General features: G+C 56.7%; 33 protein-coding genes and 1 rRNA gene. 26 read left to right on the top strand and 8 right to left on the bottom strand.

Features of this window, described 5'->3' with window-relative positions; all coding sequences use genetic code 11:
* Nucleotides 1-6: 6 nt before the first annotated feature.
* Complete coding sequence (locus tag ACZ5OO_RS06790; RefSeq protein ID WP_013266421.1) at nucleotides 7-891, bottom strand: eIF2B alpha/beta/delta subunit family protein; 885 nt, start codon at nucleotides 889-891, stop codon at nucleotides 7-9.
* Between the two features lie 126 nt (nucleotides 892-1017).
* On the opposite strand from ACZ5OO_RS06790, the gene ACZ5OO_RS06785 reads away from it, so the two are divergent.
* The 5 genes from ACZ5OO_RS06785 (at nucleotide 1018) to ACZ5OO_RS06765 (ending at nucleotide 5053) form a co-directional block, all read left to right on the top strand.
* Complete coding sequence (locus ACZ5OO_RS06785; protein ID WP_013266420.1) at nucleotides 1018-2289, top strand: ABC transporter substrate-binding protein; 1272 nt, start codon at nucleotides 1018-1020, stop codon at nucleotides 2287-2289.
* On the top strand, nucleotides 2270-3259 hold the full coding sequence (locus tag ACZ5OO_RS06780) for a FecCD family ABC transporter permease (RefSeq protein WP_013266419.1): 990 nt from the start codon (nucleotides 2270-2272) through the stop codon (nucleotides 3257-3259). The genes ACZ5OO_RS06785 and ACZ5OO_RS06780 overlap by 20 nt, the downstream gene beginning before the upstream one ends.
* Complete coding sequence (locus ACZ5OO_RS06775) at nucleotides 3253-3996, top strand: ABC transporter ATP-binding protein (protein WP_464078078.1); 744 nt, start codon at nucleotides 3253-3255, stop codon at nucleotides 3994-3996. Before ACZ5OO_RS06780 ends, ACZ5OO_RS06775 begins: the two co-directional genes overlap by 7 nt.
* A gap of 55 nt (nucleotides 3997-4051) precedes the next feature.
* Complete coding sequence (locus ACZ5OO_RS06770) at nucleotides 4052-4687, top strand: superoxide dismutase (protein WP_013266417.1); 636 nt, start codon at nucleotides 4052-4054, stop codon at nucleotides 4685-4687.
* A 114-nt stretch (nucleotides 4688-4801) separates the two neighbouring features.
* On the top strand, nucleotides 4802-5053 hold the full coding sequence (locus ACZ5OO_RS06765; protein WP_013266416.1) for a ferredoxin: 252 nt from the start codon (nucleotides 4802-4804) through the stop codon (nucleotides 5051-5053).
* A 72-nt stretch (nucleotides 5054-5125) separates the two neighbouring features.
* Here the strand turns inward: ACZ5OO_RS06765 and ACZ5OO_RS06760 are convergent, their stop codons facing one another.
* A complete protein-coding gene (locus ACZ5OO_RS06760) occupies nucleotides 5126-5638 on the bottom strand; it encodes a DUF1641 domain-containing protein (protein WP_464078077.1) in 513 nt (170 codons plus the stop codon).
* A gap of 73 nt (nucleotides 5639-5711) precedes the next feature.
* On the opposite strand from ACZ5OO_RS06760, the gene ACZ5OO_RS06755 reads away from it, so the two are divergent.
* The 11 genes from ACZ5OO_RS06755 to ACZ5OO_RS06705 all read left to right on the top strand — a co-directional run bounded on the left by ACZ5OO_RS06755 (nucleotide 5712) and on the right by ACZ5OO_RS06705 (nucleotide 15277).
* Entirely contained in the window at nucleotides 5712-6053 is a 342-nt protein-coding gene (locus tag ACZ5OO_RS06755) for an MGMT family protein (RefSeq protein WP_013266414.1), read from the top strand.
* 32 nt (nucleotides 6054-6085) lie between these two features.
* Entirely contained in the window at nucleotides 6086-7297 is a 1212-nt protein-coding gene (locus tag ACZ5OO_RS06750) for an MFS transporter (RefSeq protein WP_013266413.1), read from the top strand.
* Nucleotides 7298-7341: 44 nt separating this feature from the next.
* A complete protein-coding gene (locus ACZ5OO_RS06745) occupies nucleotides 7342-7977 on the top strand; it encodes a thiaminase II/PqqC family protein (RefSeq protein ID WP_013266412.1) in 636 nt (211 codons plus the stop codon).
* 50 nt (nucleotides 7978-8027) lie between these two features.
* Nucleotides 8028-9080 (top strand): potassium channel family protein, encoded by a 1053-nt coding sequence (locus ACZ5OO_RS06740; protein WP_013266411.1) that lies wholly within the window; start codon nucleotides 8028-8030, stop codon nucleotides 9078-9080.
* Nucleotides 9077-9895: a carbohydrate kinase family protein gene (locus tag ACZ5OO_RS06735; protein ID WP_013266410.1), complete on the top strand. Its 819-nt coding sequence runs from the start codon at nucleotides 9077-9079 to the stop codon at nucleotides 9893-9895. The genes ACZ5OO_RS06740 and ACZ5OO_RS06735 overlap by 4 nt, the downstream gene beginning before the upstream one ends.
* 60 nt (nucleotides 9896-9955) lie before the next feature.
* Nucleotides 9956-10615: a hypothetical protein gene (locus tag ACZ5OO_RS06730; protein ID WP_013266409.1), complete on the top strand. Its 660-nt coding sequence runs from the start codon at nucleotides 9956-9958 to the stop codon at nucleotides 10613-10615.
* Nucleotides 10612-10896 (top strand): winged helix-turn-helix domain-containing protein, encoded by a 285-nt coding sequence (locus ACZ5OO_RS06725; RefSeq protein WP_048812746.1) that lies wholly within the window; start codon nucleotides 10612-10614, stop codon nucleotides 10894-10896. The genes ACZ5OO_RS06730 and ACZ5OO_RS06725 overlap by 4 nt, the downstream gene beginning before the upstream one ends.
* 94 nt (nucleotides 10897-10990) lie before the next feature.
* The gene (locus tag ACZ5OO_RS06720) at nucleotides 10991-12262 is read left to right on the top strand and encodes an NAD-dependent epimerase/dehydratase family protein (RefSeq protein ID WP_464078076.1); all 1272 of its coding nucleotides are present in this window, start codon (nucleotides 10991-10993) and stop codon (nucleotides 12260-12262) included.
* Between the two features lie 5 nt (nucleotides 12263-12267).
* The gene (locus ACZ5OO_RS06715; RefSeq protein ID WP_048812745.1) at nucleotides 12268-13314 is read left to right on the top strand and encodes a glycosyltransferase family 4 protein; all 1047 of its coding nucleotides are present in this window, start codon (nucleotides 12268-12270) and stop codon (nucleotides 13312-13314) included.
* Between the two features lie 7 nt (nucleotides 13315-13321).
* A complete protein-coding gene (locus tag ACZ5OO_RS06710; RefSeq protein WP_464078075.1) occupies nucleotides 13322-14422 on the top strand; it encodes an MFS transporter in 1101 nt (366 codons plus the stop codon).
* A 60-nt stretch (nucleotides 14423-14482) separates the two neighbouring features.
* The gene (locus tag ACZ5OO_RS06705; RefSeq protein ID WP_013266404.1) at nucleotides 14483-15277 is read left to right on the top strand and encodes an inositol monophosphatase family protein; all 795 of its coding nucleotides are present in this window, start codon (nucleotides 14483-14485) and stop codon (nucleotides 15275-15277) included.
* On the opposite strand, the gene ACZ5OO_RS06700 is transcribed toward ACZ5OO_RS06705, so the two are convergent.
* Nucleotides 15252-16337, bottom strand: a complete 1086-nt coding sequence (locus tag ACZ5OO_RS06700; protein WP_013266403.1) for a pelota family protein — start codon at nucleotides 16335-16337, stop codon at nucleotides 15252-15254. The genes ACZ5OO_RS06705 and ACZ5OO_RS06700 overlap by 26 nt on opposite strands.
* Before the next feature lie 78 nt (nucleotides 16338-16415).
* Here ACZ5OO_RS06700 and ACZ5OO_RS06695 point away from each other — a divergent pair, with 78 nt between their 5' ends.
* Nucleotides 16416-17087, top strand: coding sequence for a V-type ATP synthase subunit D (locus ACZ5OO_RS06695; protein ID WP_013266402.1), 672 nt, complete (start codon nucleotides 16416-16418; stop codon nucleotides 17085-17087).
* On the opposite strand, the gene ACZ5OO_RS06690 is transcribed toward ACZ5OO_RS06695, so the two are convergent.
* The gene (locus ACZ5OO_RS06690; RefSeq protein ID WP_013266401.1) at nucleotides 17059-17310 is read right to left on the bottom strand and encodes a hypothetical protein; all 252 of its coding nucleotides are present in this window, start codon (nucleotides 17308-17310) and stop codon (nucleotides 17059-17061) included. The genes ACZ5OO_RS06695 and ACZ5OO_RS06690 overlap by 29 nt on opposite strands.
* Before the next feature lie 116 nt (nucleotides 17311-17426).
* Here ACZ5OO_RS06690 and ACZ5OO_RS06685 point away from each other — a divergent pair, with 116 nt between their 5' ends.
* The 9 genes from ACZ5OO_RS06685 (at nucleotide 17427) to ACZ5OO_RS06645 (ending at nucleotide 23505) form a co-directional block, all read left to right on the top strand.
* The gene (locus ACZ5OO_RS06685; RefSeq protein WP_013266400.1) at nucleotides 17427-18242 is read left to right on the top strand and encodes a nicotinamide mononucleotide deamidase-related protein; all 816 of its coding nucleotides are present in this window, start codon (nucleotides 17427-17429) and stop codon (nucleotides 18240-18242) included.
* Entirely contained in the window at nucleotides 18223-18417 is a 195-nt protein-coding gene (locus ACZ5OO_RS06680) for a hypothetical protein (protein ID WP_013266399.1), read from the top strand. The genes ACZ5OO_RS06685 and ACZ5OO_RS06680 overlap by 20 nt, the downstream gene beginning before the upstream one ends.
* Nucleotides 18418-18477: 60 nt before the next feature.
* On the top strand, nucleotides 18478-18927 hold the full coding sequence (locus ACZ5OO_RS06675; protein ID WP_013266398.1) for a metal-sulfur cluster assembly factor: 450 nt from the start codon (nucleotides 18478-18480) through the stop codon (nucleotides 18925-18927).
* 42 nt (nucleotides 18928-18969) lie between these two features.
* The gene (rnhB, locus tag ACZ5OO_RS06670; RefSeq protein ID WP_013266397.1) at nucleotides 18970-19641 is read left to right on the top strand and encodes a ribonuclease HII; all 672 of its coding nucleotides are present in this window, start codon (nucleotides 18970-18972) and stop codon (nucleotides 19639-19641) included.
* A 2-nt stretch (nucleotides 19642-19643) separates the two neighbouring features.
* Complete coding sequence (locus ACZ5OO_RS06665; protein WP_013266396.1) at nucleotides 19644-20708, top strand: tRNA (guanine-N1)-methyltransferase; 1065 nt, start codon at nucleotides 19644-19646, stop codon at nucleotides 20706-20708.
* A 117-nt stretch (nucleotides 20709-20825) separates the two neighbouring features.
* Nucleotides 20826-20947: ribosomal RNA gene (gene rrf, locus ACZ5OO_RS06660) — 5S ribosomal RNA — on the top strand.
* A 93-nt stretch (nucleotides 20948-21040) separates the two neighbouring features.
* Nucleotides 21041-21982, top strand: coding sequence for an ABC transporter ATP-binding protein (locus ACZ5OO_RS06655; protein WP_013266395.1), 942 nt, complete (start codon nucleotides 21041-21043; stop codon nucleotides 21980-21982).
* Nucleotides 21983-22062: 80 nt separating this feature from the next.
* Nucleotides 22063-23022: an ABC transporter ATP-binding protein gene (locus tag ACZ5OO_RS06650; RefSeq protein ID WP_202965459.1), complete on the top strand. Its 960-nt coding sequence runs from the start codon at nucleotides 22063-22065 to the stop codon at nucleotides 23020-23022.
* Between the two features lie 75 nt (nucleotides 23023-23097).
* A complete protein-coding gene (locus ACZ5OO_RS06645; protein WP_013266393.1) occupies nucleotides 23098-23505 on the top strand; it encodes a hypothetical protein in 408 nt (135 codons plus the stop codon).
* Here ACZ5OO_RS06645 and ACZ5OO_RS06640 read toward each other — a convergent pair whose 3' ends face one another.
* Genes ACZ5OO_RS06640 through radA form a run of 4 tightly spaced genes read right to left on the bottom strand, consistent with a single transcriptional unit; the run spans nucleotide 23506 to nucleotide 26720 of the window.
* The gene (locus ACZ5OO_RS06640; RefSeq protein ID WP_013266392.1) at nucleotides 23506-24567 is read right to left on the bottom strand and encodes a DHH family phosphoesterase; all 1062 of its coding nucleotides are present in this window, start codon (nucleotides 24565-24567) and stop codon (nucleotides 23506-23508) included.
* Nucleotides 24545-25084, bottom strand: coding sequence for an HIT family protein (locus ACZ5OO_RS06635; RefSeq protein ID WP_013266391.1), 540 nt, complete (start codon nucleotides 25082-25084; stop codon nucleotides 24545-24547). The genes ACZ5OO_RS06640 and ACZ5OO_RS06635 overlap by 23 nt, the downstream gene beginning before the upstream one ends.
* Nucleotides 25085-25735, bottom strand: a complete 651-nt coding sequence (locus tag ACZ5OO_RS06630; RefSeq protein WP_013266390.1) for a hypothetical protein — start codon at nucleotides 25733-25735, stop codon at nucleotides 25085-25087.
* A gap of 4 nt (nucleotides 25736-25739) precedes the next feature.
* Nucleotides 25740-26720, bottom strand: coding sequence for a DNA repair and recombination protein RadA (radA, locus tag ACZ5OO_RS06625; protein WP_013266389.1), 981 nt, complete (start codon nucleotides 26718-26720; stop codon nucleotides 25740-25742).
* Nucleotides 26721-26837 lie beyond the last annotated feature (117 nt).

The raw sequence follows: 26837 nt of genomic DNA, 5'->3' as shown, positions 1-26837 counted from the left end.
TTGTCCTCATCGCTGCCTTCCTTCAATCCTTGACATCACCCACTCCTCAAAGGACCTCCTGAGGGAGGATATCTGGGCGGGGGTGTTATCTGTTAGCCCCCTCACGCTGAGCACCGCGTCAACCAGGTCCCTGGTCAACTCATCAAAAACTTTGTAGCTCACCTCGCCCCAAGGGTCGGCCTGGTAACTCCTTTCCACCAACTTGACGCCCCCGCACTGGGAGTCCTCCGTTATCTTGTACGGCTCGAACACGGCAATCACCGGCTTTCCAAAGTAGCCGGCGAGTATTGCGAGGTTCTTGGAGCCCACCTTGTTGTATATGCAGCCATCGGAAGTTACGTTGTCCGCGCCTATGAGAACCATGTCTGTGCGTCCCACGTAGGAGCTAGCCGCCGCGTCCACTATTAACTCCACGTCAAGCCTTCTTGACCTGAGCTCCGCCGCCGCGTTCCTCCCCTCGCCTCCTGGCAGGCTCTCAAGAACGTAGACCTTCCTGACCATGTTCTGTAGAGAAGTCAGAACGTCAACTACGTTGCTGCTGTAACTTATCGTGATGACGCTTATCGGCTGGCCCTTGACTAAGTCCACGGCGTGCCTGACGACCTCCTCCCTTGACCACTTCATATAGTCAAGGAAGGCCTCGGCCCCGTCCTTAAGTGTCCTGCCGCTGTAGCACGCCTCCTTTAGCGCCCACACGAGGCTGTCTATACTTCCCATAGTTGGGTTGGCCGATATGAGCAGGCCTGAGATGCTGTCCACGTTATCGCACGACGCCCTGCCGCCCGAGAAGTCATCAATGACGGCCCTGGCAAGCGTCTCAGCGGACCATGAGGCCCCCCTTATCTGCTCTGATGAAACCTCAAGCACAGCCCTTCGTATGCTTTCCAGCACATTACCCCCAGGGCACGCTGGGAACAAAAAGGGATTTTTCCTTTTCGCAGGGACTAGGCCTTTTACGTTCGCGCTGGGACGAAAGCTTTTAATTAGATGCCTGGATACGGTATCCAGGGATCTCATATGAGCCTAGGAGGTGCTAAGGGGTCCGCGTCGACGGTCCTCCTGGCGGCAACGCTGATAATTATGGTGGTTCTCGTGGGGCTAACTGCTTACTCCATGTACCAGGTCCAGGTGATTAACAGGAAGCTCAGCGACATCAGCTCCTCGGTGTCAAATATAAACAGCACCGTAATGAGTGAGGTGTCGAGCAGGCTAGCCAACGAGAGTGAGTACCTTGGGGAGCTGCTGTCGCAGCTTAACACGAGCGTCAGCTCCCAGGTAGCCAAGATAAGGGGCGAGGTCTCAGGCCTTGAGGCGAGCATAGGGTTCCCCGTTGCCATAGTTGACGCGCTCAACCAGACCGTCTACGTGCCCTCCATGCCCCACAGAGTAGTGACCCTTGACCCGGCCTCCACCGAGATAGCGCTTGCCGTAGGTGCCGCCGGCCAGCTGGTCGGAGTTGACAATGACAGCCTCGTGTACCTTCCGCCGCCCTTCAACTACACAATAAATAAGCTCTACCAGAACGGCTCCGTGGCCAGCATCGGCAGCACCTGGAGCTCCCCGAGCGTTGAGGCCATACTTGCGCTGAGGCCTGACCTAGTCATTGGGACCGCGGGGTGGGGCTACAACAACTACATAGCCTCGGTGCTCAGCCAGTACGGCATACCCGTGCTCCTGCTGCCCTCGTCGAGCTCCCTGAGCGACGTGTATAAGTCCATAATTATGGTAGGCGAGGCCACAGGCCACGTAAAGGATGCTGTAAGCATTGTAGAGAACGACTCCGCCATAGTTGACTCCCTGGAGTCGAGGCTTCATGGCCTCCCGGAGGTCAGGGTGGCAATAATACTCTGGGTGAACCCAACCTACGTGGCCGGCGGCGGCACCTTCCAGGACAACCTTATAACGCTTGGCGGCGGGGTCAACGCCTTTGCCAACAGCAGCGGGTGGCCAGTGGTGACCGCCGAGGAGCTCCTTGAGGTGAACCCGCAGGTGATAATATTGATGAGCAACGGGGGTCTCTTCAATGAGTCCTACCTTATACAGTGGCTCAACTCTTCCATAGGGCCGGCCTACAAGAACATCAGCGCCATAGCCTCAGGTAGGGTTTACCTGGTTGAGGGCTGGTACGAGAGCGTCCTGAGCGAACCCTCCGTGCTCGCGCCGTACGGGGCCCTGCTCATAGCTGAGATACTCCACCCGCAGGCCTTCAACATAAGCAGCCTGCCAAGCGTGATCTCGCCGTCAACCTTGGGCGTGCCAGGTGTGAACCTTGAGGGCGGGCCAGCTTAGGTGGCTGGCGCCCCCGATACTGCTGGCGCTGGCCTCGCTGGCGTCGGTGTCCATAGGCCCCTACTCCAGGGTCGGCCTGCCCCAGCTGGTGGACCTGATGGTAGGCCATGACATACCTAGCACCTACTTTTATATTATAGTATACAGGCTGACCAGGACGGCCGCAGCCATAGTCCTAGGCGTGTCCCTGGCCTCAGCCGGGGCATCCCTGCAGTACACGCTCCGCAACCCCCTCGTCGACCCTTACCTGGCAGGCGTGGCCTCGGGGGCCCTGCTGGGGGTCACGCTCATGATATACCTGGGCCGCGTGGGCTTCCTTGAGCTGTACGCCGCGGCGATGGCTGGGGGGCTCCTTACGCTCGCCCTGGTTACCGTGGTCTCCTCACTTGCTGGCGGCGGCGCGTCCACCTTCTTAATAACTGGCGTCGCCGCCTCCTACCTGTTGAGCGGCCTGACGATGTTCCTCATGATAGACCTCGGCCCGAGGCTGCCTGGGGCCCTTTACTGGATGTTCGGCAGCGTGGCCTTCGTGACGGCTAATATACTTGAGAAGTCCGCGGCCGTGGCGGCGGCGTCCCTGGCAGGGCTCCTCCTCCTGGCAAGGAAAGTCAACACGTTCATGCTTGGCGACGAGGTCGCCAGGAGCCTGGGCGTCAACGTCAGCCTAGTGAGGGCCCTGTCATTCCTGCTGGCCTCCTCCGCGACGTCGGCAGTCGTAGCCATGTCAGGCCCAGTGGGCTTCATAGGCCTCGTGTCGCCGTGGCTTGCAAGGCGCATGTATGGGAGCAACTTCACCACAGTGCTTCCAGCGGCAGCCACTATAGGCGCTACCCTCACGGTGCTCAGCGACATAGCTGCGAGGCTTGTAATATATCCCTCGGAGGCGCCGCTCACCGCCGTCACTAGCGTCTTTGGGGCCCCCCTCCTGGTCTACATACTGTTAAAGTCGAGGAGCGAGGGCTCATGGTAAGCGTGGCTGTAAAAAACCTCAGCTATGAGGTAAACGGCGTCCACATACTGAAGGACATAAGCTTCACGCACGGCTCAGGCCTGCTCATGATAATAGGTCCCAACGGGGCTGGCAAGACGACGCTGCTGAGGGCCCTGGCCGGGCTCATAAAGTTCAGGGGGTCCGTTGAGCTTGACGGGGTTAGGCCCGAGGAGTACCGCAGGTACATATCGTATGTGCCCGCGCAGCCCTCCCTGGACCCCATGGCCAGGGGCCTCGACGTGGCCCTTGCCATGAACTACCGCCCCCCTGACGGCCTCTGGAGGGAGAGGTTCCTGGAGGTCCTGGGCAGGTTTGGCCTGGGAGGACTCGCCAACAGGCCTGTCATATCGATGAGCAGCGGCGAGCAGAGGCTCCTGCTCCTGGCCGCGGCCCTGTCCCGTGACCCAAGGCTGCTCATACTTGACGAGCCCACCGCGTTCCTAGACGTCACCAACAGGACCAAGGTCATTGAACTGCTGCAGGAGCTCACAGGGGACGGGGTCTCAGTAGTGGTGGCCACGCACGACATAGAGTATACCGCCGTGGCGGACAACGTTGCCGTGCTGAAGTCCGGCAGGCTGGTGTCGTTTGGCCCGCCCAGGGAGGCCTTAAGTGAAGAGCTCCTGAGCGACGTCTATGGGATCAGTATAAGGCGCGTGGACAGGAACACGCCATCCTACATGCCTGAACTACTCTTAAAAAGATTTTCTAAGTGAATAATCATACATCAGTTTATATTCCAGCAGCGCCCTGAGCTCCTGGGCGAGAAGAGTGGTCTCCCTCAAGAGGTACGAGCTCCCGCCTCTTCCGTATAATTATGATGCTCTCGAGCCAATAATAAGCGCTGAAACACTAAGGTATCACCACGACAAGCACCACCTGGGCTACGTCAACGGCGCCAACGCCGCTCTTGACAAGCTTGAGAAGTACCTCAACGGCCAGCTGACTGACATAGACGTGAGGGCCGTGAGCAGGGACTTCGAGTTCAACTACGGAGGACACATACTTCACACGCTCTACTGGCTTAACATGGCTCCCAAGGGCAAGGGTGGAGGAACCCCTGGAGGCGCCATTGGGGACGCAATAAACAAGTTCTTCGGCTCCTTTGACAAGTTTAAGAAGCTCTTCGGCGACGCGGCCAAGAACGTTGAGGGCGTGGGATGGGCCATACTTGCATATGACCCGGTCACAGGCGACCTGAGGATACTGCAGGTTGAGAAGCACAACAACGTCGTCACCACAAACCTGATACCACTGCTGGCGGTTGACGTGTTCGAGCACGCCTACTACATAGACTACAGGAACGACAGGGCCAAGTACGTTGACAGCTGGTGGGACCTGATAAACTGGGACGACGTCGAGGCCAGGTACCAGAAGGCCTTGAACACGCCAAAACTGATACTTTGATCTTATGAACAATAAATAGGTCTGTATATATTTTTGTTATCATTTAGTTTTTAATTTTTAGGTACATATTCTTGCTTTTTTCTTTCTAAAAACTACTGAGAGGTGGGACCAAAAATGACCATAAAGGTCAGGATAGACCCCAGGGACAACTGCATAGCTGACATGGTCTGCGTGAGCCTGTGCGGAGACGTCTTTGAGATGAGTGACGTGGACGGCAAGAGCCAGATAATAGCCAAGTGGAGGGCCGACCCCAACGACATAAACCACGGCGAGGTGCCGGACGAATTCCAGGACTGCGTTGACGCGGCAGCCAAGAGCTGTCCGACGCAGATAATTCACTACGAGGGGCCTAACGGCTCTTACTGAAGCCGAAAGCTTCTCAGTTAAAAAGGGCCTAACGCTAGCCTTCTAAGCCCCAAGGTTTTTGTTGACCTAAGACTAGATTTTTGAGCCTCCCACGGCCTTGTCCGCGGATACCCTGAGGGCCACACCAAAGGCCTTAAGTATAGCAAGTATGACGCCCAGCGCGTAGGCCACGTCAGGGTCTGACATGGCCCTTACCATTGCCATGGGGTCGTAATAAGATGACGATATGAGGTTAAGGCTCTTCTTAAAGCCCTCCGAGGTCCTCCTTATGACCTCGGCCACCTGCGGGTCGCCCAGGGTCTTTGAGAGCTCTATGGCAACGCTGGCAAGCCCCCTGAAGGACACCACCAGCTCCTCAACCAACTTGCCAACCTCCTGAGGGGGCAGCTTTGAGTCTAACACCCTTGATATCTCCTGAGAGGTGGAAACGGCCCACCTCGCTATCTGGCTCGACGGTCCCTCGCTCTGGCCGCCCTGCCTTGCAATCTCCTCCAGCGACGCTGGAAGGGCGGTGAGCAGCGAGGACACGAAGGCGCCCAGGGCCGCGCCAAGCAGCTGGGCGGCCTTAATGTTGTCTTCGCTCAACCTGCTCTCCTCAGCCTTCTTCTAATAGTTACGCCTTTATAAGTAGTTCTTAAATAATTACTTAGGGCCAGCTGTGAACAGCCTGGATGAAAGGGTCTACGAGGTCGTCAAGGCAATACCAAGAGGTAAGGTGACCACTTACAAAGCCATAGCTGAGCTGCTGGGCGTTTCCCCCAGGGCGGTGGCCAGAGCGCTAAAGAGAAACCCAAGGCCCATTGAGGTGCCATGCCACAGGGTGATAATGTCCGACAGGAGCCTCGGCGGCTACGCCTTTGGAGGTCCTGAAGTAAAGAGGCTGCTCCTGCTATCCGAGGGCGTCAGGTTTGATGAGAAGGGCAAAGTGCTCGAGGACTTCATAGTCAGGGACCTGAGGTCTATAGATAAAAATTTATGGGTGACTAGCCGTAATACGTAAAGTCTCGCGCTGACAGATAAAGGTGAAACTAAATGAAGGCAGCCAAAGGCAGTGGAGACTCGTTCGCGGTGATAGCGGCCATAGTGATACTGGTGACGTTCGGCGCCAGGGCCTCAAATAATATGATAGCCACCACGCTGCCCCTCCTTGTCAAGAGGCTTTTCAACTTTAACGGCCTCGCCGTAGGGCTCATAGCTACGGCCTTCATGGGGTCCACCTTCGTCTCGAGCACCTTCATAAACGCCAGGCTTCCTGCGGTGTCCAGAAGAAGGTTCTTCGTGGCAGCGGCTATAGCCTACGCAGCGCTCTTCCCGCTCTACGCCTTCTCAAGTCCTCTGACCGTCTGGGTGCTCGCCGTGGCTGCCGGCATGGCGCTGGGCCCTATAATGCCTAACATAATGACCTCCGCTGGAAGCGTTAGGGACCTCAAGGCAAGGGAGAGGCTTCTGACCATATACACGCTCGCCCTCAGCACGTCTCTACTCGTGGGCCCTGCCATAGACTCCGTTATAGTTAAATATGTTGGGCTTAAGGCCTCCTTCATCTTCTTTGAGCCTATAGCCGCCCTCGTCGCCGTCATGGCCCCCCTGGTCAGGTTCCCTGAGGAGGGGCACCCCTCCAAGGGTTCAACCAGGCCCAGCGTGACCTCGATACTTGCCAACAACGGGTTCATAGCGGCCTCCCTCAATAATCTAACGTACTCGGTGCCCTTCGCCTTCATAACAAGCTTTGCTGGCCTCTACGCCGAGTACAGGTTTCACGTGAGCGACTCCATAGCGCTCCTGTTATACTCATTATTCTACACAACGTCATTCTTGGGGAGGCTCGTGCTGGCCATAAGGCCCCCATATAACGTGGTGAGGCTAATGATACTCTCGTCAAGCCTCACGCTCCTGGGCCTCATAGCAGCCTGGGCCTCGCCCACACTGCTGGTGTACATGGCTGCACTGCTGCTACTTGGAATTCCACACGGGCTCACCTACACGCTCAGCGTGATCTCTATATCAAGGACTTTCGAGCCAAGGAGCCTTAACGCCGCCAACAGCTACTTCTTCTCAATAATGATGATAATAGGCTCCGGGCTGCCGGCCGCGCTTGGAGCCATAGTGACGGCCGCCGGGTATCAGACCACTATACTGAGCATAGTGCCCATAGTCGCCGTTATCTTCGGCGCCACGATGTTCTTTGCCCGGAGGGCCTCAGCCGTGCTTGTCAGGCCCCCCATGATTGCTGAAGGCCCCTAAGCTAGCTTTTATTTTACCACCAACAGTAGTAAGCGGGACCTAACTTGGCTAGGGCCTCTGAGGTCCTCAGGCAGTCGGCTGGGGACCTGTGGAACCAGTACGTGAGGAGTCGGTTTGTTGAGATGCTCCGTGACGGGACTTTGCCGAGGGACGCGTTCAGGTACTACCTGATACAGGACTCTAAGTACGTGGAAGAGATGCAGAGGGCCGTCATAAGGGCGGCCTCCCAGGCGCCCCTGCCAGAGGCGGTTAAGGTCCTCCTGGCGGTCTTTGCAAACCCTGAGCGCGGGGCCGAGGTGCACTCAAGGCTCTTCAGCGAGCTCAACATAGGCGAGGTCGAGGTGAGCTCCACAGGCATGAACCTGACCAGCTACGCCTACACGAGACACCTTAACTACTACGCGTCGCTAGGCTGGCCGGAGTTCCTGGCGGCGTGGGCCCCCTGCATGTGGGGCTACAGCGAGGTCGGCAGCTATGTTATGCACTCCAGCGATCCCCTTTACAGGACCTGGGGGGAGTTCTACGCCTCTGACGACTATAACTCGCGCGTGAGGGCCGTGCTTGAGGTGCTTGACCAGTATAGCGTGACGCCGGAGATGCAGAGGGCCTTTGTCAACAGCGTCAGGTTCGAGATATCCTTCTGGGAGTCGGCCCTCAGGAAGGATCCAACCGTTTACTGAGCCTGCACAAGGCTATTAAGGCCGCCGCCCCATCTAGGCCCAAGGGCTTAATGGTAAGGACTCGCAGCAGGCTGCTGCTGGAGGTGCTTGAGGTCCTCTCAGCTCCTTATTCCGTTCTCTCAAGGCTTATGCCGCAGATGGCAGCCCTTGCCGTTATAATAGCTATAACCGCCTACGTCTTCATGTACTTCCAGCACATTGACCTGGTGTCTGCAATATACGCGTCCGTGGGCCTGGTGACCACCATAGGCCTCTACACCCCGTCGATAAACGCCATGCCGGACTCCGAAAAGCTGTTCCTGACGGCCCTAGTCTTAGCATCGGTGGCCACCTACACAACCATAGTAATGAATATAGTCTCAACCATAACTAAGAGGACTGTGTGGACTGACGCCAGGGCCAGGTGGAGGGCTTCGCACGTGAAGGACCACGTGGTGGTGCTTGGCGACGTGCCTGAGGTGGCGGCAGAGCTGGACAGGATGGGGATTGAGTACATCATGGTTACGAGCAACGAGTCCCTGGCTGCTAGCCTTCAGAACCACAGGGTTATAATAGGGAACCCGACAAGCGAAAGGGAGCTGAGGGCGGCCGGGGTAGAGTCAGCGGCAGTTGTAATAATAGCCCTTGAGAGCGACTCCGACTCGCTCACGGCCCTCATCAGGGTGAGGAGGCTTAACCCGAAGGTCAGGACGGTGGTAATGATACACAACGAGGATCTAACTGACGTGTTCCTAGACTCAGGGGCGACGCAGGTAGTTAGGCTCAGGAGGTTCATAGGGAGGGCCTTGGCGGGCATGGCTCTGTCGAGCAACCTTGGAGGAGTGCTGCTGGAGTCTACAGAGGGCAGCAGCAAGGCGCTTCGCCAGGCGGGCTACGGCATCGGCTTCTTCAAGGTTGAGAAGGGCTCCAAGTGCGATGGCATGGCCTTAAGGGAGCTGCCGAAGGGGGTCATACCTGTCCTAGTGGAGCGTAACGGCGTCTTCACTCCATACTTCTCCATGGACTTTAAGCTCAAGGAGGGTGACGGCCTCGTGGTCCTTGGGGACCCAACCAAGTTTACCGGAATAAGGGAGATATGCTCGGCGGGTGGTGGACCTTCTTGAGGGCGATTATAGTAGCCTCCCCAACGCTCGACAGGGTGAGGCTTCCTAACGGCGTGGTCAGGCTTCAGGCCGGCGGGCCAGCACTTTACGCTGGCTTCGCCCTCAGGAGCCTTGGATATGAGGTGTGCGCGCTGGGAACGTACGGCCGCCTGGTCAGCCCCACCCTGAAGCTGGAGTCGTCCCTTGGCATAAGGAGGATCTGCTGCGAGGGCCGCGGCGAGGGTTACGTTTTCGCCCACTACTATGACCCTGGGTCGCCGGCCAGGAGGTCAACAATAGAGAGCGTCTCTGGTCCGCTCACGGCTGACGACCTTTACTCCGCCCTTAAGGAGTGCGACCCTGACCTTGTAATCATATCCCCCGTGTACTCCGAGGTGCCCCCGGAGCTACTAGGCTCCAGCGCGCTCAGGGGCAGGAGGGTAAGCGTTGACGTGCAGGGCTTCTCAAGGAGCTTGGGCGACGGGTGGTGGGAGAGGCTGAGCCCTGAGCACGTTTCCCTGGTTCACCTCTCCAATGACGACGCTGGCGAGTCCGTCGCCGAGTCCCTTGCGAGGAAGTTCCCCAACGTGCTCTATACCGTGGGGCCTGGCGGGGCGCTGATCTACGTTGGTGGCAAGGTCACCGCCGTGCCGTCGCCTCAGGGCAACGAGCTGCTCGAGGACAGGACCGGGGCGGGGGACGTCATGCTTGCGCTGGTCTCTCACAGGTTCCTTATGCAGGGCCTGCCCCTCGACGAGGCCTACCTTAGGTCTCAGGAGGACTTCCTTGAAATAATGAGGAGGCTCTCAAAGGCTAAGGTGCTCGGCCAGTCCTAACCTTGGGCGGCCCTCTCAGGTTTATTTTTATACTTTTAAACTTGCCCCCGCAGCCAAATCATGGCAGGAGGCCAGCTGATGTTACTCAGGGACTTCATAACGCTGGGCGGCATGCTGAGCCTGCTGAGCGGGGTAGTGGCGCTGATCACGAGCTACATAGCGTTCATGTACCAGAGGACGGTAAGGGCGTCTCCCCTGAACTACATAAGCTTTGGGTTCCTGCTCCTCGGCATCGGCCTTATAATACAGGGGTGGCTCAGCATGTCACTAGGGCTAGGCATAGGCAACATATATGAGGACGCCAGGCTGACCTACCTCGCTGGAGTCTCCTACCTGCTCCTGCAGAACGTGGCCTACCTGGTGTTTGCAATAGGTTACACCAAGGCCGCCTACTGGGGGGCCCTGGGGGCACTGGTAATTGAGCCGAGGCAGCTGAGGGAGTACTTCCTTTTAGGTCACCTCGTGTTCGACTCGTCTCAGGTTATGTCAATAACCCTCCTCTCAATAGTCGTCTTTGAGGGCCTCCTGCTCGAGAGCAGAGGGGGAAGCAAGGTCTCAAGGCTTATCCTGCTCTCCTTCGGCTTCCTGCTGGCGTCACACGTAATAATGCTGTACTCCTCGGCCGTCAGGGACCCCTACTTCTACATCTACGGCGAGCTCGTTCAGTTCGTCTCGTTCGCGCTGCTGGCGCTCTTCCTGCTGAGGTGGAGCAGGTATTGAGCAGGTCGCCGCCGAGGAGCAGGCTGAAAATCTACTACGACGTGCTGAAAAGCATAGCAGACGAAAACGGCAGGGCGAGGTTCTCGCACGTGCTCTCAAGCGCTAACCTTCCCTATGACAGGTTCATTATGTACCTCTCGGAGCTCGAGGAGAAGGGATTTATAATAGAGGAGAGAGGCAACGATGGTAACTACCTCGTGCTGACGGAGAAGGGCATGAACTTCTACCGCGAGCTCCGCAGAATGGACTACTTCCTCAGGGGCTTCGGGCTCTCACTTTAAAATGAAGTGAACTGCCTCAGAAAGGAGCGCACTGTACTCCGAGTACAAACTGCTTATTTGGAGGGAATGACATTCCTAGCAATGATGAAAGGCAATGCCACAGCTCAAGGGACCAATAATAGTTTTCGGCGGCGACGGCTACATTGGATGGCCCCTTGCGATGCACCTTGCGATGAGAACCAGCGACGATGTAGTCATATTTGATAACATGTCAACTAGGCTGCTCGTAAAATCTGTGAACTCGGACAGCTTAATCCCCATAGCCGCCATGGCCGAGAGGCTCAAGGCTTTTAAGGAATACACAGGAAGGGACAACCTCGTATTTGAGCCAGGCGACGTGAGGGACCCTCAGAGAGTCGATGAAGTCATAGCTAAGTATAAGCCTTCAGCGGTGGTTCACCTGGCTCACCAGAGGTCTGCCCCGTTCAGCATGATAGACCAGAGGCATGCTGTCTACACAGAGGTGAACAACGTTGTTGGAAACCTCAACATAATCTTCTCCTTGGCAAGGCACGCGCCCAACGCCCACCTGCTTAAGATGGGCTCCATGGGGGAGTACGGGACCCCTAACATCACTATAACGGAAGGTGACATAGAGATAGAGTATGGGGGCCGTAAGGACAAGTTCATGTTCCCAAGGATGGGCCAGAGCTTTTACCACCTCAGCAAGATCTTCGACACATACAACCTGCTCCTCGCAAACGAGATCTACGGCCTCAGGGTAACCGACATAATGCAGGGCGTTGTCTTCGGAACAAGGACGCACGAAACCACAATAGCCGAGGAGCTTCAGACCAGGCTTGACTTTGACTCCACCTGGGGCACGGTGATAAACAAGTACGTGGTCCAGGCAGTCCTCCTGAAGAAGCTCCTGATCTACGGCAAGGGAAGGCAGACCAGAGGCTTCCTGTCGCTGTACGACAGTATCAACGCGATGACTCTGCTCCTCGAGAACCCGCCCAAGGAGGGCGAGTACAGGACTGTCAACCAGCTTGACATGATCTATGATACGCTGACCCTGGCCCAGATGGTCGCTGAGGTCGCCAGGGAGTACGGCATAGACGTTGACTATGAGAGGGTCGAGGACCCGAGAGTTGAAAAGGAAGAACACTTCTATGACGTAGAGCACAGGATACTCCCCTCGCTTGGGTTCCACAGGGAGAAGGACATGAAGGACGTCATAAGGGAGATCTTCGAGGATGTCATAAAGTACAGGTCCAGGGCTGAGTCCATGAAGGAGCTTATCTACCCGTATGCCAGGTGGAAGGACTCGTACATCTACGACAGGCAGGGCTTCAGCCTGCCCAGGGAAGTCGAGAGGCCTCTGGCTGTAAACGAGATACTCAAGCTGGCGGGCTTTGGGTGACCCCGTTGGACGAGCTTAAGGTGCTGCTGCTCTCCGAGTATGACAGGAGAATTGGGAAGTTAAGGAGAGGGCCGCTGCTGAGGCTCCTCAACCCGCCCCCGCACGTGAGGTACTTTGCCCTGCAGCGCTCAAAGATGTATGAGGCCCCAGCCAACTACAGCGAGCTCTCGCCCCTGGAGCTGCTCAGGTCGCTCGTCAGACAGGCCTCAAGGGTCCTCAGGACGCCGCTCGGGGAGGGCTTTGACCTGGTCCACAGCTTCTTCATAGACCTAACTCGCACTTCGGTGCCGTGGATTCACGAGAGTGACGAGAGCCCTGGACAGTACCTTGATGAGTACGTTAACGTGCCAGATGTCGCCAAGAACATCATTACAGGGGCCCTCGTGGACAGGCTTGTTGACGACAACTGTAGGGCCGTGATAACCTGGTCCAAGTGGGCCCACGAGGGCTTCGTGAGGGACGGAGTGCCAAGCTCGAAAGTTCACGTCATCCCTCCCCCAGTTTCCGTCAAGAGCAGAAGGCCCCACGATGCCGTTAACATACTGATAATAGCCAGGGATCCCATTAGAAAGGGGCTCGACGTGTCGCTTAAGGCGTTTGTAAGGGTTCACAGGCACTTTAACAACGTGAGGCTAATAGTTGTCGGCCCCAATGCGTCAAGGCTCGCTAAGGTAGGGCTTAAAGGGGTCAGGGCCTTTGATAAGGTCGACGATGACACCTTACATGATGTCATTATGCCCACGACCGACGTCGTGCTTGCCCCAAGCAGGGCTGAGGCATATAACTTGACTGTGCTTGAGGCTATGGCCTATGGGGCCGTCCCAATAGTGACCAACGTAGGCGCCCTTCCTGAGCTCGTCGGGGAGGCAGGTCTTATAATAGAAAGGGACGACTACGATATGCTTGCTGACTCCCTGGAGAAGCTCGTTAGCGACCAGGGCCTCAGGGAGAGCCTCTCTTTAAGGGCACAGGAAGTCGTCAGGAGGGACCACGACCCTGAAGTTATAGGGGAAAGCCTCCTTAAGGTGTATAGGCAGGCTTTAGAAGGCTGAGGGGCTCTTGAGGAGGGAGTCAGTAGGCTTCGTGCTTTCCGCCGCCTCCATAAGGTTCGCCACTGCGTCCCTTCAGGCCACCGCCGTGGCCTTTCTCGCGATCACAGGCGTTAAGACCCCGCTCATCTCCTACATGGTAATCTTGATGTGGGCATCAATAGCCATTGGCTCGCTCGCGGCGACCCTGGCTAAAAGGGCCAAGGCAAGTAGCCTTGTAGGGCTTCCGCTCATGGCGCTGGGGCTCATAACCTTAGCCGTGAGCCCAAAGCTCGCTGTCCTAAGCATTATAGTTGCTGGCTTTGGGTCTGGGATGGCAGGCTCCGCGCTGGCACCGTCATTGCACAGGCTTTCGCCAAGGGAAAGACCCATGGAGGGGCTGGGCAGCTACTCCCTGGGACTCTCCCTTGGACTCATCACCGCCACGCTGGTCTCCTCGCTGATGCCGCCCTCAAAGCTCTGGATAGTCTTCATCGCTGCTGGGGCGGTGGCCGTCGCCTCAGCGGCCCACGTGCTCTTAACGCCTGTGCCGTCCCACGCCAACGTACACATAAAGTTGCCTGGGCTTAGCGACGTCAAGAGGTTCTTCACCACGCGGAGGTTCGCTAAGGCCTTTTACGTGAACTTCCTGTACTCTACAATATTTCCGCTGGTCTTATCCTACTGGTCCCTCTACGCAATTAAAGTGCTGGGCATGAGCACTGGACAGGCCTTTGGGCTCCTGACGGCCATGTTTATAATATCGGCAGCCATAAGGCTTGCCTCAATTAGACTCAAGAACGTGAGGGCCGCGGAGATCACAGCGTTGACGGCCCTCACAGTATCAACTGCCCTGCTGTCAACTAACGCCACAATGCTTGTAACCGCAGGCATTATACTCTTCGGCGTGCCTCACGCGCTCATTTACCCTGTCTCACTCTATGAGTCGTTCGAGTCGTCCCCCGACAGCGAGATCAAGGCTAGCTACGTGATAGCTCTCTCCTCAGGTGCTGGAGAGGTGCTCGCCCCGCTTGTGGCCTCGCTTATGGTTACGCTGGGCGCTATAGAGCACATATACATAATTTCTGTGCCCCTCGCAGTCGTCGCGTTGTCGCTGGCCCTGGTCCTCTGAGCCCGACGGCCAGTGCTTCCACTTTAAATCGCTGATTGGAACAGGTGCAGGGGATGAGAGATGAGCAAGGAGGTAGAGGACCTCAGGTCACTGGTGGTCAAGATAGCTGAGGGGGCCGCCAGGATGCTGAGGGAGGAGTGGTGCACGGAGTCAACAAAGAAGGTCAAGGGGGAAACCATAAGGGCTGACCTTGAGTCCGAGAGGGCCATATTCGAGGACCTCAAGGCTCAGGGCCTAAGCTTCAGGATGGTGAGCGAGGAAAGCGGAGTCATGGGCAGCGGGGACTACACCTTCATAGTGGACCCCCTGGACGGGAGCCTCAACTATGAGAACTGCATACCGTGGTGCTCGGTTTCCATAGCTGTTATACCGCCAGGCTCCAGGTCCCTGTCCGATGCAGTGGCCGGCGCGGTGGCCCCCATAGGGTTCGGCAAGACCATATCCTTTGGCAGGGGAGAGGGATGCTTTGAGGGCAGCGAGAGGGTTTCGCCGGCGACCTCTGAGAGCGAGATAGTTTTTGTCTACGTTGAGAGGCCTGAGGAGGCTTACAGGATATCCAGGCTTTTCAATTATATGCCTAAGCTCAAGGTCCGGAGCCTCGGCAGCTCAGCCCTAGAGATAGCCATGGTAGGCCTTGGCAGAGGGCTTGCCTTCATTGACCTCAGGGATAAGCTGAGGAACGTTGACGTGGCTGCGGCCCTTGGCATAGCCAGGGAGTGCGGCGCCGCCACGCTGAACTCCAGGGGCGATGAGCTGAGCGGGGACATAGATAAGGTGTCGGTGGTCGGCGACGTTATAGTTGTCAGGAAGGAGAGGGCAGGGGATATCATCAGGGCGGTCTCTGAGCCTCCCTGAGCTCCCTGGGCACCTTGTACCTCAGGATGGCTATCACGCCCCCCATGGAGGCCACGGTGTCTGATGCCGGGGACTCCCTGGTTATCACTACGACCTCTCCTCCCCTGGACTCCACGCTCTCAATTATATTCTGGGCCGTCTCCCTTTCACTATCATCGATGGAGTAGAGAAGGGAGTCAATTATAACTAGGGACCTCACGGCCCCCAGCTCCGCTGCCAGCTTTACCTCAGGGAGCGTGTAGGCCACCAGGTCGGGGCTTGTGGAGACGAGCTTCATGAACTCGTCAAGTATGCTCTCAGCCCTAACGCTATTCATCTCGTTAAGCGCCTCCAGCACGCTCTGCCTTCTCATAACTTCATAGACCCCCTCTATGCCCCCAGAGGAGACGGTGTCCTCTACGACTCTCAGGCCGCGGGCCAGGAGCCTTACCTTTGACGCCACCTCGTCCTTCACAGCAGTTGGGCCTGCGACCACGACTACGTTTGCGCTCTCCTTGGAGGCCTGCTCGACAAGCTCGTTGGCAATTCTATCTATAGCCTCCTCAAGGTTAGCCTCCCTCCTCGGGTCATCCTTGGAGCCCAGGGAGAGGGGGTTCTCGTAAAGCACCCTTAGGCCCACAGGCGTCAGGACCGCCAGCGCGTAGCTCTCGTAGTCAACAGCGAGTATAATTGCCTTGCCCCTGGGCCCGCTCGCCCTCAGCTTCTCTATAATCCTCTGGCTCCACCCCCCGTCCCTTATGAGGGTTACCCACTGGTTGAGCCCTATGTAGGCCGACTGGTGCTTGCCCTTGACGCCGAACCTGTCTGGGCCCTCCTCAATGACGCCAAAGATCCTCAGGGCCCCAGTGAACGGCTGAAATTCAACGTTCTCAACCCTTAACAGGACCTCGATGGGCCTCCTCTCCTTGCTCTTTGCGTCCCTTCCGCTCACGTCACGGGTGACGACAGTCCTGATAAGGTCCCCCTGCCTTAAGGTCATAGCTAACGTCCACAGGTCCTCCTCGCTTCTGGGCAGCACCTCTATGTACCTGGCCTTGGAGTCCAGCAGCCTGACCTCCATGCCGTGCTTCCTTTCCTAGTCCAGGTGGACCGCACCGCTTAAAGTCTAGCATAGCCCGTAGACACTGGGGCCTGAGGCTTGGCCATAGACGTCAGGAGCACGCTGCCAACAAAGATAAACTTGATAAGGCTGCGAAGGGAGTACGCCACCATAAGGAGGATTAGGAGGGTACTCGAGGAGAAGAGGGACGTCCTGCTTCACTACATAAGGAGCGTCGCGGAGGACTACAACAGGTACCAGAAGGAGGTCTACAGCAGGCTTGAGGAGATGTTCACAGAGTTCTACAGGGGTGAGGCCTCCGAGGGCATACAGAGGACGTGGGCCTACGCCGATTCCGTGAAGAGCTCTCTCAGGATAAAGGCCGGGGTTACGGTTATGTTCACGGTAAGGGCTCCCGTGTTTCAGCTCATACCTACGTCTGTGGCGACTCCCGCCATACCTCCCGGCTCCTCGCCTGACCTGGTAGAAAGCTACGTTATGCTAAGGGAGGAGGTGCCCGCAATACTTAGGCTTGCCCAGTACGAGGAGACCATAACTAGGCTGATAGAGGAGCTGAAGAGGACGCAGAGGCTCATCAACTCGCTCGATTACGTCATAATACCAAGCTACGAGAGGGCCATAAAGTTCATATCTATGGTGCTTGACGAGAGGGAAAGGGAGGACTTCGTCAGGCTCAAGCACCTCAAAAGAATGCTCACGGCTGCTGAGGAGAGCAGGGCCGCTAGGGCGCCAACGCCCCAACAACTATGAACGCCACGGCAAGGCCTATGAGCACCGCCAGGAACTTGCCCGGCGTCAGGTTTCCTATTGCTTTTATGCCCCTGGCTATGAGCACCACTCCCCCTATTACTATTATGGCGAGCAGCATTGCAATGCCTACTAGGGCAAGCACGTTACCCGCGGAGCTCAGCTGGAGCCCGCCAAAGTGACCAAACACGGAGTTTACAGCGTACTGCAGGGCCTCTAAGGTCACCCCTTCTCACCGGTACTTACTTACTCCTAGGGCTCACTAAGGGTATCACACGTAGTAATACTTCCGAAGCGCAACGCTGTTTTCCCTCGGACCTCACTTAGCATGAGGGTTTGCATATGGCCCTACAGCAGGGCCCCAAGGCGTGGCTGCTGACCATAGGCAACGAGATATTGATAGGAAGGATAGTGAACACCAACGCCGCGTGGCTTGCCAGAAAGCTGACCTTCCTAGGGTTCAGCGTCGAGAGGATTATAGTGACCCCTGACGACCTCGAGCAGATAGGCGATGAAATAAGGAGGGCCCTGTCACATGGCGTAAGGCTAGTCATAACCACCGGGGGGCTCGGGCCAACGTATGATGACAGGACCCTGGAGGCCGTGGCCCTGGCCACTAACCGCAGGCTTGTGCTGAACAAGGAGGCTTACGAGATGGTCTTAGCCAAGTACAGCCAGGGCGGCATGCAGATGACTAAGGAGAGGGAGAAGATGGCCTACATGCCCGAGGGGGCGGTGGCGCTGAGGAACTCAGCGGGGACCGCCCCAGGCTCATGGCTTGACCTCGGCAGCACCATAATAGTCTCACTCCCCGGCGTGCCCAAGGAGATGGAGGCGATATTTGAGGAGGAGGTAATGCCAAGGCTTAAGGCTATAGCCCCGCAGCTGTCGGTGGTGGAGTGCGGCTTCAAGGTAGTTGGCGTGCCCGAGTCGTCGCTCGCCCCCTTCGTCGAGGAGGCTGAAAGGAAGAACCCAGGCTGCTACGTAAAGAGCCACCCCAAGGGGGTGGAGGTCGGGAACCCCATCCTAGAGATAAAAGTCCTGGCCTCGGGAAACACGAGGGAGGAGGCCCTGACTAAGGCCATGTCAGCCCTGGAGGCTGTCAAAGTTGGAGCGCAGAAGCTCGGCGGAAAGATTAGTGAGGAGGGCTGTTCGTGACAAGCTAGTGTTGACCTTCTCTATAGCCGCCGCAGGGGGAGCTCTGGTTGCCATGAGCCCCAGGCTTGGCAGGGCCTACCTTTTCCTGGGCGCAGCTATAATGTTGGCGGCCCCCTGGATCTCATACCTCATAGTACTTTGGCTCTACAGGGACGAGGTGCTCCGCGAGAGCTGAGCGGAGTCTAAACGGCTTTATATAAATTTTCCCGCGAACCTTACTATGAGGAGGTAAGCCTTGGCTGAGAACCGCGCAGGGCCACCTAAGCTTAAGGTGAGCGGCGACCCAGAGCTGATAAAGCTCGTTGAGGACGCGCTCAAAGAGGTCTATGACCCGGAAATACCTGTTGATATATTCAACCTTGGCCTAGTCTATGAGATAGAGGCCACCAAGGAGAACGGGAAGCCCAAGGTCAGGGTACTTATGACGCTGACGGCTGTCGGCTGCCCCGTAACAGGCTCAATACTAGGCTACGTTGAGCAGGCCATATTAGACAGGGTTCCTGGAATCAGCGAGGATGACATAGAGATTGACGTGACTTTTGACCCGCCCTGGAGCCCTGACATGGTCAGCGAGGAGGGCAGGGAGCTGCTCAAGGAAGTATATGGCTATGACGTAGTTGAGGAGTGGAAGCAGAGGTACCAGCAGATGAACGAAGAGCAGAGCCCGCAGCAGGGCAACGCATAAAGCTTTACCCAGAGCTATAGCCGTTAGCGTAGGCAGGGCGTCGTGAGCTGGATAATAGGCGTTGACGAGGCTGGAAGGGGGAGCCTTGTCGGAGAGCTGATGCTGGCGTGCTTTGCAACCAAGGAGGAGAACCTGGGCCTCCTTAAAGATATGGGCGTGAGGGACAGCAAGCAGTTAACCCCCCACTCGAGGGAGACGCTCTACAGGTCTATAGTGAGGCTTGGCGAGTTCGTTGTAGTTCCAATACCGCCAGCCGAGATAGACAGGGAGAACGTCAACGTGCTTGAGGAGAGGGCTGCGCTCAAAGGATTAAAGGTCCTGCTCAGCAGGCTGAGGCCCGAGCTCGTCAAGGCCATCTATATCGACAAGTTCGGCGAGCTCAGGATCCTTCCTGGGGAGCTTAAGAGGCTTGGCTTCAGGGGAAGGCTCGTAGTGGAGCCTAAGGCTGACGCAAACTATGTAGTAGTCTCAGCGGCGAGCATAATTGCCAAGGTAATAAGGGACCGCAGGATAGAAGTGCTCAGGTCAATGTATGGGGTTGAGGGCAGCGGCTACCCTTCGGACCCGCTGACCGTGAGCTGGGTCATGAAGGTGCTCTCCTCCGGCGCCAGGCCACCAATAATAAGGTACTCCTGGGGCACCTTGAGGGGCACCAACGCTTTTGTTAGGAAAGCTAAAAGCCCTAGGAGGACACTTGAGGACTTCATGGTATAGGGGTGCTGGAGACGAGCGATAAAGTTCAGCAGAGCCTAGAGTCAAGGCCTTCTGGGGCCCTCCTCAAGCTTATGGACGCCTATGGTTATGACGTGCTTGGGTCAAGGGAGTGGCTTGAGGGGGACAGGCTCTACAGGCTGGGCTTCCAGTACGCGGCGGTTGAGATGCTGATAAGGGAGTACTTCCTCGGCGAGGAGACCTTCAAGGGCAAGAAGGCTTACGAGACCGAGTGGAAGGGCAAGAACAAGTCAATAGTGTACGGCAAGGGAGACGTTAATGCTGATGCCGTAATAGTGAGGAAGCCCTCCCCCACTGAGAAGACCGTCCCGTGGAGAGCGCTCCTTGACTACCTGCCTCAGCCCCCACTTCCCCTCTTCGTGATAGACCTCAGCATGAAGTTCCTGCACACGCCCGAGGAACTCTCTAAGCTCAGGCTTCAGCTGGGAGTCACGCTCTCAGTGATAAGGGAGTACCTGTGGGACGCCCACATGTCAATAACGGGAGCTGATGAAGAGACCGCCAAGTGGATAAATGAAGTCATGGGCGTCAACAAGGTGGCCATAGTCAACGCCAGGCCCAGCGAGGTCCTTTGGGGATACGACGCCGACAAGGTCATAATACTGAGGCCTGACGCCTCTACGCCCCTCAAGCCGGACGACGTGATGACCGCTGATGCCTTCCTGATAGGGGGCATCGTGGACAAGATACCGAGGCCTGGCCTCAGCAGAATGCTGGACAGCCTTGTGCCGTGGGGCGTGCCAAGGAGGATAGAGCTCAAGGGCTCTGTAATAGGGGTTCCTGAGAGAATAAACAGGATAGTAGAGGTCCTCCTCAAGAGCCGCTACCTCTACGGCGGCGACATAGAGAAGGCCATAATAACAACTATGAGCAAGAAGGACAGAATAGCTAGGGCCTACAGGGAGATAGTGAAGTACTCCAACGACAAGGGCACAAACAGGGTGAACAATGATCTCTATGAACAGCTGAGGTCATGGCTTCCCCTCACCTATGACGAGTTCCTTGAGGCCGCCAGGCGCGCCCACGTGGAGGTTGTAAACAGCGGCTGAAATGGCGCTCTTTGGCTTTAAAGCGACAAAGGCCTAGGCTTCTGGTTAAAAGATCTTCAGGCCGCCACTACCGTAAGGAAACGCTTATTTACCCCATTCTGGAAACTGTAAGCCTGCCGGCCCGGCCATAGTGGCCTGGCAACACCCGGACTCATCTCGAACCCGGAAGTTAAGCAGGCCACGTTGGAGGGGGCCGTGAGGTCCGAAAGGCCTCGCAGCCCCCTCCAAGCCGGGGCCGGCGCTTCTGAAGATCCTCGGCTTAAACTAGGGCCGAGGCTGACACGTGATAAGGAATTAAAGTTAAGGGTCCACAGGAGGCAGGGTACTGCTACTTGGGGCTTTCAATAAGGGGCCTAGTTAAGAGCTTCGGAAAGCACAGAGTGCTAAACGGCATAGACCTTGATGTCCACGACGGAGAGCTTTTTGTGATACTGGGATACTCCGGGTCAGGAAAGACCACCCTGCTCAGGTGCATAGCAGGCCTTGAGAAGGTCGACTCAGGAAAAATATACATAGATAATATTGATGTCACAAACCTGCCCCCAGGCAGGAGGTCCGTCTCCATGCTCTTCCAGAACTACGTTCTGTACCCTCATAAGACTGTCCTTGAGAACATAATGATGCCCATAGAGGGTGAGCCGGACGCCCGCAAGCGCGCCATTGATATGGCTGAAGAGCTCGGCATAAGGGACCTGCTTGACCGCTACCCCTCGCAGCTCTCCGGAGGGCAGCAGCAGAGGGTCGCCCTGGCCAGGGCCCTGGTCAGAAGGCCCAGGGTGCTCCTCCTGGACGAGCCCCTGAGCAACATAGACGCGCCGCAGAGGATATCAGCAAGAAGGTTCATAAAGGACCTGCAGAGGAGGGAGAAGATAACCACCATATACGTCACGCACGATCAGATAGAAGCCATGGCCGAGGCTGACAGGATGGCGATAATGATGGAGGGAAGGATACTTCAGGTGGGCACGCCAGAGGAGCTATACTACGATCCTGCTAACAAATACGTGGCAGCATTTGTTGGAGACCCGCCCATGGCCATAATTGACGGCTCCGTGCTTGGCCTCAAGGGGACGATAGGCGTTAGGGCTGATGACGTAATCATAGGCCAGGGCCCCTACGAAGGTGTAGTTGACGCTGTGGAGTTCATAATGGGCAGGTACCTAGTCCACATAGAGCTTGGAGACTACGAAGTTAGGGGCTACTCCAACCAGAGGCTAAAGGAAGGCGAAAAGGTCAGGTTTAACATACTTAAGTTTAAGACGTTTGAGGAGTAACCGCGCCCCAACTAATGAACTTCCTTGTCAACTCAGTGCCTTTTAAACTCTCAGCTATCCGTCAAGCTGGGGCCGTTAGCTTGCTGAGGAGCGCCAAGATGCTGTCCCTTACAGCCAAGTTTTACAGGGCCTACCTCATGAAGCGGGAGATAAGCATAGGCTTTATTGCGGCTATGGCAGCCTTCATTCTCAGAGCATACGCCTCAGGCTACCTTGTGCCGCTCTCTATAACTAACCTTGTAAACTACCTTCAGAGGGGTGACGGCCTTGGGCTTAGAAGGGCCCTGTTTATGATGGCACTGGCTGCAGCTATCTATGGGGCCACGGAGTGGCTCTACAGGCCCTTCTGGGTGTCGATAGTTAAGGGTATCTCCGAGATAAAGCTGAGGCTAGTCAATGGCCTCAGGAAGTCCGGTGACCCCTCAGACGTAGTAGGAAGAGTTGCAAATGACGTTGACTTTGTGATGTGGAACGTGGGAGGCATGTATACCACGTTCGTCCCTAACCTGCTTACAGCCGCCACCGCGGCGGTCACTGTGTGGGAGCTGTCGCCCTTCATAGGCGCGCTCACGGTAGCCGCTATGCCCCTCTCCCTGGCCATACTGGAGCCTTACCTTGCTGGGGTCGAGAGGGCCAGAAGCGTTGAGAGGAAGTACTACAGTGACATGATACACAGGATCGAGACCCTGCTGCGGGGCGAGTCGCCTGAGAGCGAGGTCCTGGGCTCTATCACTAAGTGGCAGCACGGCATGGTAAAACAGGTACACTATGACAGGGTGTTCTGGTCGCTCTCGCTGCTCTATGGGTATGGCCTCCCAGCGCTGATGGCATTTGTTGGCGTTCAACAGGTCAGGTCAGGAAGGCTCAGCATCGGGGGCCTAACGGGCATGATTTACGCGCTCTATAACGTGTTCCCACCGCTCATAAATGCCATGTGGGGCCTCTGCATACTTGGGCAGAGCATGGTTCCTATAATGAGGATACTGGAGCTCTCCGGGAAGGGTGGCGTGGCTGAAACTAAAGCATTAGCGGCAAAGTGACGGCATTATCTATGCATCCGCGCAGAGGGAGAGCTTTTATAACCATTCCTTGTACAGAGCCGCTGGTGATGCTATGTGCCAGTAGAGCTGTTAAGCGTTGATGACCTCGTTAAGGTGGCGCAGAAGGCGCTTGAGTGCAGGGTTAAGAGGGTAACGAGGGACGGCAAGGCAAAGATAAAGGTAAGGACCAAGAGGTACCTGTACACCTATAAGGTCGACCCCTCGCAGCTCAATGATGTGCTCTCAAAGCTCAACTGCAAGAAGGTAGTTGACGTAGATCAGGAGATAGCGGAGGCCAAGAAGAGGAGGGCTGAGGAGAGGAGGAAGGCCAAGGAGGAGAAGGCCAAGGCCCAGCAGGCGGCTGCCACACAGGAGGCGCAGCCAGCAGCCGCAGGCGGAACTCAGGAGGCGCAGGCCTCACAGGGACAACAAGTACAGGCTCAGCCTGCCGAGGAGAAGAAGGAAGGTTCTCCCCAGCAGTAATTACATGGAGTTGCCCTGGCCGCCCGCATCCGCTGTTGACTTGCAGGCCCCGGTTGCCATAGCAACTTCCAGGAGCCTCTGAGACACGTATTTGGCTATGTATTTCCTGCTTATCATGCCCAGCAGCGCCACGTGAAGGGGCAGGATAATTGAGGCCCCTGAAGCCCTCGGGTGGCCGCCGCCTCCGAGGCGCCTTGCAATTACCTGGACGTTAGCGCCTCCCCTGCTCCTTAATGAAAGTGAGACCCTCCTAAAGCCCTTCCTCTTAATCAGTGCGGCGGCGTTTGCATGAGCTCTTGAAACGAGCATTGATCCAAGTATGCTGTCTGACGGCAGGTCCGAGTCCCTCACCACAGATGCAATGACGCACCCGTTGCTGCTGGCGGAATAGCTGTTCTTTAGCTCTGCTGACGAGTTTGCCAGTTCCTCCTTCAAGTAGCCTTCAAGTCTGGCCTGAAGCTCGTCATCCCATAAAACTCCGTTGAAGAACTTCTCCACCAGCTTCTCCTTCCACTGGCCATTACGGGTGTCAGGGGGCGATGTTGAGGCCCTGAAGAGCTTAGGGGCCAGGGGGTCGTCCCACCTCCATAGGTCTGCTGCACATACGGCCTTCTCAAGCCTATTCATGAAGTCGTCTACCTCGACGCCATAAAGCTTAGAGGCGTACCTTATGACTACCCCGGCGCCGCACGTGCTCCTGTCAACGAAAAGCCTTGCCCCCAGCTTCTGCACAGCGTTAACGTCCTCCTCGGCCCAGACGTGGTGGTCGTACCACTCCACCTCAAGGTCCTTGACGGCGGCTGACCTAAGCCTGTCTATAGCCCTGGGGGTTGACTGGGAGTTAAAGCCTATGTCCATGAAGGCCACGGTGGTGTGCGGCTCAAGGTAAGGCGTTAGACGGTCTATAACCTGATCAACATTATAGGGCTCTGCGAACAGTACCACAGCGTCCTGCGGCTTAACCCCTACTATCCTGAGGTAAGAGGCCGCGGCGGCCGCGCCGTCTAGGTCATTATGAGTTATTATAACTATCCTCCTGTCAGTCCTCGGCTGTAACTCCATACTTCCTCGCCGCCTTCTGCACCTCGGGTCTGAGCTTATCATAGGTGTCCTCCAGGGCCTGCGAGATGACCTTGGTGCCTCCGACTACTGTTATGTAATTAGCGTCCCCCTTCCACCTGGGCACCACGTGCACGTGTATGTGGCCTGGCACCCCGGCGCCCGCCACGTCCCCTATGTTTATGCCTATGTTGAACCCCTCAGGCCTGTAAACGGCCCTGATAGCCTCGACCGAGGCTTTAAGCAGCAGGCCTATCTCCCTCATCTCATCCTCCGTGAGGTCCTCAACTGAAGCCACGTGCCTGTAGGGAGCTATCATCAGGTGGCCCGTGTTATAGGGGTACTTGTTAAGTATTATGAATGAGTACTTACCCTTGAAGAGGACCAGGGCGCTTCTCTCGTCCGGGTTCCTTGGTGCCTCGCAGAGGAAGCACCCCTCAGACTTTCCAGCTATGGTTGAGATGTAGGTCATTCTCCAGGGAGCCCACAGTATGCTATACCACGACTTGGGCCAGTCCATCTAAGGCACCCTGAACAACGTAAGCTCCAGGACTAGGGCCAGGGGCAGGGCAATTAAAATGAATGTAACGAATGGCATTCCTACCTGCAGGCGAACTTCGCCGCCTCCCTGGCACGCCCTTGATATGGACTCCGAGGGCACCTCCTTAACAGCCGAGGCGCCCTCTGGGAACCACCACCTGACCCTGTGGGCCATGTCACAGGGCACTGACATGCTGAGGCCTCTCGCCCTTAAGCCCAGCTTAGCTGCCGTAACAGCCGTGACAAGAGGCCTTGACGCAAGCTCCATAGTTGCCGCCAAGAGGATCACCAGCAGCGAAGGGGGCATGAGGCTTCCCAGCGGAGGCGCTGGCAGCATTAAAGAGATGGCTAGGGATGCCCAGAGGTCGCCTGCCCCCATGAGGCCCATCGCCACCGAGGCCCCTACGGCTGCAGGCGCCACCAGAGATTCAAGGTAGAACATGGAAAGAAGCCTTAAAGGGTAAATCTTAAGATATATCAGGAACGAGATCACCGCCACGACCTTACCTCCTATATACCATAGGTGCTCTGGCACCGACCTGTACAGGAAGTCAAGCACGGCGGGAGGCAGGGACACAATAGCAGCCAGGGCCCAGGGCAGGAGCGAGAGTGAGAGGGAGGACCACTCCAAAAGGTCACTCCTCCTCAGCGTCGCGTACGCCATACTCTGTTATTGCAAATACGGTCTCGCCCTCCGGCAGGTGAGGCGCGTCGACTATCCTGGCTATCCTCTTGTTGTTCCTGCTCTTCTTGAGCTGAACCCTTATGCCAGGAGCGTGGGCGACTACGTTGCCTCCAACGGCCGCCGTGGGGTCTCCGTAGAACACGTCAGGCCTAGCCATTACCTGGTTAGTGACAACTACAGCCACGTCGTAGACCTCGGCGAGCCTCATGAGCTGGTGTAGGTGCCTGTTGAGCAGCTGCTGCCTTGCGGCCAGGTTCTCCCTCCCTGGGAACTCGGCCCTGAAGTGGCTCGTCAGCGAGTCGACCACCACTAGCCTAATGTTGTCCTTATCTAGCATGTCAAACAGCTGGTCAACTATCGCCATCTGGTGGTGGCTGTTTATAGCCCTTATCCAGTATATATTGTCCATGACCTTGTCAGGGTCGAGGCCGAGGCCTCTGGCCATCTGCTCTATCCTCTCCCACCTGAAAGTTCCCTCGGTGTCTATGTACACGGCCTTTCCGTTGAGGCCTCCCTTGTCCTCAGGCAGCTGGACGTTTACGGAGAGCTGGTGGCAAATCTGAGTCTTGCCAGTGCCGAACTCCCCGAAGAACTCGGTTATCTGCTTAGTCTCTATGCCTCCGCCCAAGAGGTCGTCAAGCGCCTTGCTGCCGGTGGTTATCTTCCTTACGCTCATCCTCTCCTTCTTGAGCTCGAGGGCCGTCTTGAAGTGTATCTCGAGCGCCTGCCTCGCGGAATCCACTATCTTCTGGGCCGTCTGCAGCGGTATTCCTGTGGCCTGAGCTATCTCCTGCGGCGTCGCCACCGCTATGGCCTCGATGGTGGCGTATCCGCTCTCCACAAGCTTCTCTGCAGTGGTAGGCCCCACGCCGGGCAGCTCCGTTATGTCCTTGGGCTTTTTAACTGCCTGACTCGCATTAGCCTCTGACACTTTCGGTCTCCTCGATACTTCTCTAGAAACTAAGCCCTATATTTCCAAGTAAGGCAGCCGCGCCGCTTGAAACTATTATATAGGGAAGCCTTAGTAATACCCCGATGTAGTTTACCC

This window comes from Acidilobus aceticus, from assembly GCF_055392325.1.
The sequence above is the reverse complement of the archived record's forward strand: the minus strand, read 5'-3'. Positions and strand labels throughout refer to the sequence as shown.

What these genes read in the sequence shown, in the direction of transcription:
- ACZ5OO_RS06785 (WP_013266420.1), top strand. Translation starts at nt 1,018, where the DNA reads ATGAGCCTAGGAGGTGCTAAGGGGTCCGCGTCGACGGTCCTCCTGGCG.
- ACZ5OO_RS06775 (WP_464078078.1), top strand. Translation starts at nt 3,253, where the DNA reads ATGGTAAGCGTGGCTGTAAAAAACCTCAGCTATGAGGTAAACGGCGTC.
- ACZ5OO_RS06765 (WP_013266416.1), top strand. Translation starts at nt 4,802, where the DNA reads ATGACCATAAAGGTCAGGATAGACCCCAGGGACAACTGCATAGCTGAC.
- ACZ5OO_RS06750 (WP_013266413.1), top strand. Translation starts at nt 6,086, where the DNA reads ATGAAGGCAGCCAAAGGCAGTGGAGACTCGTTCGCGGTGATAGCGGCC.
- ACZ5OO_RS06740 (WP_013266411.1), top strand. Translation starts at nt 8,028, where the DNA reads ATGGTAAGGACTCGCAGCAGGCTGCTGCTGGAGGTGCTTGAGGTCCTC.
- ACZ5OO_RS06730 (WP_013266409.1), top strand. Translation starts at nt 9,956, where the DNA reads ATGGCAGGAGGCCAGCTGATGTTACTCAGGGACTTCATAACGCTGGGC.
- ACZ5OO_RS06720 (WP_464078076.1), top strand. Translation starts at nt 10,991, where the DNA reads ATGCCACAGCTCAAGGGACCAATAATAGTTTTCGGCGGCGACGGCTAC.
- ACZ5OO_RS06705 (WP_013266404.1), top strand. Translation starts at nt 14,483, where the DNA reads ATGAGCAAGGAGGTAGAGGACCTCAGGTCACTGGTGGTCAAGATAGCT.
- ACZ5OO_RS06700 (WP_013266403.1), bottom strand. Translation starts at nt 16,337, where the DNA reads ATGGAGGTCAGGCTGCTGGACTCCAAGGCCAGGTACATAGAGGTGCTG.
- ACZ5OO_RS06685 (WP_013266400.1), top strand. Translation starts at nt 17,427, where the DNA reads ATGGCCCTACAGCAGGGCCCCAAGGCGTGGCTGCTGACCATAGGCAAC.
- ACZ5OO_RS06640 (WP_013266392.1), bottom strand. Translation starts at nt 24,567, where the DNA reads ATGGAGTTACAGCCGAGGACTGACAGGAGGATAGTTATAATAACTCAT.
- ACZ5OO_RS06635 (WP_013266391.1), bottom strand. Translation starts at nt 25,084, where the DNA reads ATGGACTGGCCCAAGTCGTGGTATAGCATACTGTGGGCTCCCTGGAGA.